Annotated in this window: 1 protein-coding gene; it reads right to left on the bottom strand. The window is 69.1% G+C overall.

Annotated features, from left to right (window positions below):
• On the bottom strand, positions 1 to 5,820 hold a 5,820-nt coding region (locus AN218_RS01305; protein ID WP_141747392.1), incomplete at both ends, for a type I polyketide synthase.

Here is a 5,820-nt window from a genome sequence, read left to right as displayed (position 1 = left end):
GCAAGCCACGGATGCGAAGACAACGACAACCGACTCGTGAACAGAACCGTGTCCGAACCCGCTACGTGCACGGCCGCGCCCAGGAGGGGGTGCTCGGCGGCACGGAGCCCGAGTCCGGAAGCGCCACCTGTGCGTGTGGTGGCGGTCGGCCAGAAACGCTGGTGCTGGAACGCGTACGTCGGCAGATCCACCCGCCGGGCACCCGTCCCGTCGAACAGCCGGCTCCAGGCCACCTCATGACCGGCGACATGCAGTTGGGCCGCAGCAGTCAACGCCGCGACTTCTTCTCCACGGTCCCTGCGCAGGAGAGGCACGGTCGTGGCATCGGGGGTGATCGCGGCGGCCATCGCCGAGAGCACACTGTCCGGACCCAACTCCACAAACGCCGACACGTCTTGCTGAGCGAGCCATTCGACGCTGTCGCCGAAACGCACCGTCTCCCGGAGGTGCTCCACCCAGTACTCGGGGGTCGACACATCGCCCCACGCCGCCACCGGGATGCTGGGCGCCTCGAAGGTCAGGTCCTGGACCGCCGTGCGGAAGTCCTCCAGCATCGGCTCCATCAACGGGGAGTGGAACGCATGCGAGACGCGCAGCCTGCGCGTGCGATGACCAGCCGCCTCGAAGTGCGCCGCGATATCCGCTACTTCGCTCTCCACGCCGGCGACCACCACCGAGGACGGTCCGTTGACCGCCGCCAGCGACACACCCTCCGTCAGCAACGGAACGACCTCGGCCTCGGCCGCCTCCACAGCGACCATCGCCCCACCCTCCGGCAGGGCATCCATCAACGCAGCCCGCGCCGACACCAGCCGGCAGGCATCCTCCAGGGAGAAGACTCCGGCCACGTGTGCGGCCGCGATCTCACCGATCGAATGGCCCGCCAGATAGTCGGGTTCGATGCCCCACGAGGAAGCGAGCCGGAACAGCGCGACCTCTATCGCGAACAGAGCAGGCTGCGCCCACCCCGTACGGTTCAGCAGCCCCTCATCCTCGCCCCACATGACCTCCCGCACCTGCGGGTCCAGGTGAGCCAGCACCGCATCGAAAGCCTCGGCGAAGACGGGGAAACGCTCGTACAACTCCCGGCCCATACCGAGACGTTGAGACCCCTGGCCCGAGAAGACCACCGCCAGACCACCCGGATCCGCAGAAGCCACACCCCGCGCAGCCTCGACAATGCCCTCGTCCGACGCCAGCAACACCGCACGATGCTCGAACACCGACCGCGTGGTCACCGACGAAAAACCCACATCCGCCGGATGCAGCTCTTGGGCGCAAGCGCGGAACTCGTCCACTTGTTCGTCGAGAGCGGTTGCAGACTTGGCGGAGACCAGGACCGGGACAGGACCGCGGAGCGCCGCGTCCGCCACTTCGTCCGCTTCCACGCCGGAGGCCGACGAGGTCTCCGCTTCTCCGGTCTCCTCCGGCTGTTCGAGGATGAGGTGGGCGTTCGTACCGCTCACGCCGAACGAGGACACCGCAGCCCGACGCACACGCTCGCTCTCCGGCCACGGCGTCTGCTCGGCCAGCAGCTCGACCGCGCCCGCGTCCCAGTCCACATGCGAGGACGGAGCGTCCACGTGCAGGGTGCGCGGCAACTCACCGTGCCGCAATGCCTCCACCATCTTGATCACACCCGCGACACCCGCAGCAGCCTGCGTATGCCCCAGATTCGACTTCACCGAGCCCAGAAGCAGCGGCCGTTCGCGCTCTTGCCCGTACGTCGCCAACAACGCCTGCGCCTCGATCGGATCACCCAACGACGTGCCCGTACCGTGCGCTTCCACCACGTCGACATCACCGACGGAGAGCCCCGCACTCGCCAACGCCTGACGGATCACCCGCTGCTGCGACGGACCGTTCGGCGCCGTCAAACCGTTCGACGCACCGTCCTGATTCACCGCCGAACCCCGCAGCACCGCAAGGATGTTGTGACCCCTACGCCGGGCATCCGACAACCGCTCCAACACCACCAGACCGACACCCTCGGACCAGCCCACGCCATCAGCGGAGTCCGAGAAGGACTTGCACCGGCCGTCGGCGGCCAGGCCGCGCTGCCGGGAGAAGGCGACGAAGGAGCCGGGCGTGGACATCACGGTGACGCCGCCGGCGAGTGCCAGGTCGCACTCGCCGCTGCGGAGGGCCTGGGCGGCGAGGTGCATCGAGACAAGGGAGGAGGAGCAGGCTGTGTCGACGGTCACCGCGGGTCCTTCGAGGCCGAGCGCGTAGGCGACGCGCCCTGACAGGACGCTCTGTGCCGTGCCCGTCCCCTGATAGCCCTCGAAGGTCTCGTCACTGATGAGGGTGCTGTAGTCGTTGGACATGACGCCGGCGAAGACGCCGGTGCGGCTGCCGCGGAGCGTCATGGGGTCGATGCCGGTGCGTTCGAAGGCGTGCCAGGAGGTCTCCAGAAGCAGCCGCTGCTGGACGTCGGTGGCCAGGGCCTCGCGTGGGGACATTCCGAAGAAGCCGGGGTCGAACTGGTCGGCGTCGTGCAGGAATCCGCCGCGGAGGACGTGCGTCTTCCCGGGCTCGTCCGGGTCTTGGTGGTGCAGGTTCTCCAGGTCCCAGTCGCGGTTCGTGGGGAAGCCGGAGATGGCGTCGCCGCCTTCGAGCACGAGGCGCCACAGATCCTCGGGCGAGGCGATGCCCCCGGGGTAACGGCATGCTGTTCCGACGATCACGACCGGGTCGTCTGCCAGAGCGGGCAGGGTGCCGGGGGACGCGAGGGCGGGAAGGACCGAGTCGCCGTCGACGCCGAAGAGTTCGTCCCGTACGTGCTCGGCGAGCACCGTCACCGTCGGGTAGTCGAAGACGAGCGTCGCGGGAAGTCGCAGTCCGGTCGCGGCGGTCAGCCTGTTGCGGAGTTCGACGGCCGTGAGGGAGTCGAAGCCGAGGCCCTGGAAGGGGCGGGTGACGTCCACGGATTCCGGGTTCGCGTGTCCGAGTACGGCGGCGACCTCGCCGCGCACCACGTCGGTGATCTTCTCCGTACGCTCGAAGTGGCCCAGTCCGGCGAGGCGTTCGGCGAGTCCGCTCTGCGCGCCGGTGGTGGAGACCGCGGCTCGGCGGGCTCGTGCCGGTGTGCGGATGAGCCCCTTGAGCAGTGGCGGCGTCTCGCTCTGTGCACGTGCGGCGGACAGGTCGAGGCGCAGCGGCAGTACGGCCGCGTCGTCGCCGGAGAGCGCGGCGTCGAAGAGTGCCAGGCCCTGAGTGGCTGTCAGGGGTGCCACGCCCGTACGGGCTATGCGCCGCCTGTCGGTCTCGGTGAGGTCGCCGGTCATGCCCGTGCCCTCTGCCCAGGCGCCCCACGCCAACGAAGCGGCGGAAAGGCCGAGTTCGCGGCGGTGCAGCGCGAGCGCGTCCAGGAAGGCGTTCGCCGCAGCGTAGTTGCCCTGGCCGGGCGTTCCGAAGACCCCGGCCGCGGAAGCGAACAGCACGAACGCCGACAGGTCGCGGTCACGGGTCAGTTCATGCAGATTCCACGCCGCGTCCACCTTCGGACGGAACACAGCATCGACACGCTCCGGCGTCAGCGACTCCACGACACCGTCATCAAGGACACCCGCTGCATGCACCACCGCACCGATCGAGCGTTGCGCGAGGAGGTCCGACAGCGCCTCCCGGTCCGCCACATCACACGCCGCAACCCCGGCTTGCGCCCCCAACTCGGTGAGTTCGGCTACCAGTTCATCCGCACCCTCGGCATCACGGCCACGGCGGGAGACCAGCAACAGATCCCGCACACCATGCTCCGAGACCAGATGCCGCGCCACCAGCGCACCCAGACCACCCGTACCACCAGTGACCAACACCGAGCCCTCAACCCCGGCCCACGAGACCCCGACACCCTCAGCGGACGTGGCCCGCCCCAGACGCGGGACACACACCTCCCCCGCACGCACAGCCAGTTGAGGCTCATCGACCGCCAACGCGGACGGCACCACCGCAAGCGACGCCTCCGCACCGTCCACGTCCAAGAGCCCGAACCGGCCCGGATGCTCCGACTGCGCCGAACGCACCAGACCCCACACCGCAGCCGCCGCCGGATCCACACCCGACACCGCACCACGCGTCACGAACACCAGACGCGAACCCGCGAACCGCTCCTCAGACAACCACTCCTGCACCAGACCCAGCACATGAACGCTCAACACATGCGCCGACCCAGCCGCCCCCGAGCCTGGGTCTCCCGTCACGGGCGCCAGAACAATGGCGGGGGCCCGCGTGTCCTCGTCCGCGGAGACCGAGGCGAGATCCGGGTACGTCTCCCCCGCACCGATGTGGTCGGCGATTCCCAGAGCGTCGGGGCCGACAACTACGGGTGTCGATACGGCCGTTGAAATGCCGGACGCCGACACGGGTGCCCAGTCGAGGACATACAGCGCTTCGCTCGGCCCCTGGGCGGTGTCGAGTTGTTCGGCAGCGGGCACGGGCCGCATCAGCAGGGACTCGACAGTGACGACGGGCGCACCTTCGGTGTCGGTGACCGCAACGCTCATGGCGTCCTCGGCTGCCCTGGCCAGCCGGACTCGGATCGAGCGGGCGCCCGTGGCGTGCAGCGAGACGCCCTGCCAGGAAAAGGGCAGCCCCTCGCGGCCGACGACTGCCGCGCCGGCGAGTCCTGCGGCGTGCAGGCCGGCGTCGAGCAGGGCCGGATGCAGGCCGAAGCCGTCGACGGAGGTCCCCTCCGGCAACGCCGCCTCGGCGAAGACCTCACCGTCATCGCCCTGCCAGGCGGCAGTCAGTCCAGCGAAGACCGGGCCGTAGTCGAAGCCGAGCTCAGGGAAGCGCTCGTAGCAGCCCTCCACGTCCATCGGAACGGCGCCCTTCGGAGGCCATACCGATGCGTCGAACCCGGCGGTGACTTCGCCGGAGGACAGCACGCCCTCGGCGTGCTCCACCCAGGGGGCGTCGTCGATGCCGTCGGGCCGTGCGTGTACCGAGACGGTACGGCGGCCGTCGTCGTCCGCAGCTCCCACCGACACCTGAAGCTGCACGGCGCCCTGCTCAGGAACGACCAGCGGCGCGGCCAGCGTCAACTCATCGATCCGGTCGCAGCCCACCTCATCCCCGGCCCGCACCGCCAACTCCACAAACCCCGTACCGGGGAAGAGCACCTGCCCCCGAACGCCGTGATCCGCAAGCCACGGATGTGAAGACAACGACAGCCGGCTCGTGAACAGAACCGAGTCCGAACCCGCCACCTCCACGGCCGCACCCAGCAGCGAGTGCTCGGCGGCACGGAGCCCAAGTCCGGAAGCGTCACCTGTACGTGTGGTGGCGGTCGGCCAGAAACGCTGGTGCTGGAACGCGTACGTCGGCAGGTCGATCCGCCGGGCACCCGTACCGTCGAAGACGCGAGCGAAGTCAACACCGCACCCGTCAACGAGCAGCCGAGCCGCAGCCGTCAGCACAGCCGACTCCTCGTCCCGGTCCTTACGCAAGAAGGGAACCGAGGTGGCGTCGGGGGCGACCGCAGCGGCCATCGCCGAGAGCACACCGTCCGGACCCAACTCCACAAACACAGATACGTCCTGGCCGGCAAGCCATTCGATACTGTCGCCGAAACGTACCGCCTCGCGAACGTGCCGCACCCAGTACTCAGGCGAAGCAATCTCCGCAACGTCCGCCACCCGGCCCGTCAGATTCGACACCACCGGAATACCCGGCGCCTCGAAGGTCAGGTCCCGGATCGCCGTGCGGAAATCCTCCAGCATCGGCTCCATCAACGGCGAATGGAACGCATGCGAGACCCGCAGCCTCCGCGTGCGATGACCCGCCGCCTCGAAATGCGCCGCGATATCCGCTACTTCG

The sequence above is a fragment of the Streptomyces nanshensis genome, assembly GCF_001751255.1.
Lineage (GTDB): Bacteria > Actinomycetota > Actinomycetes > Streptomycetales > Streptomycetaceae > Streptomyces > Streptomyces nanshensis_A.
The sequence above is the reverse complement of the archived record's forward strand: the minus strand, read 5'-3'. Positions and strand labels throughout refer to the sequence as shown.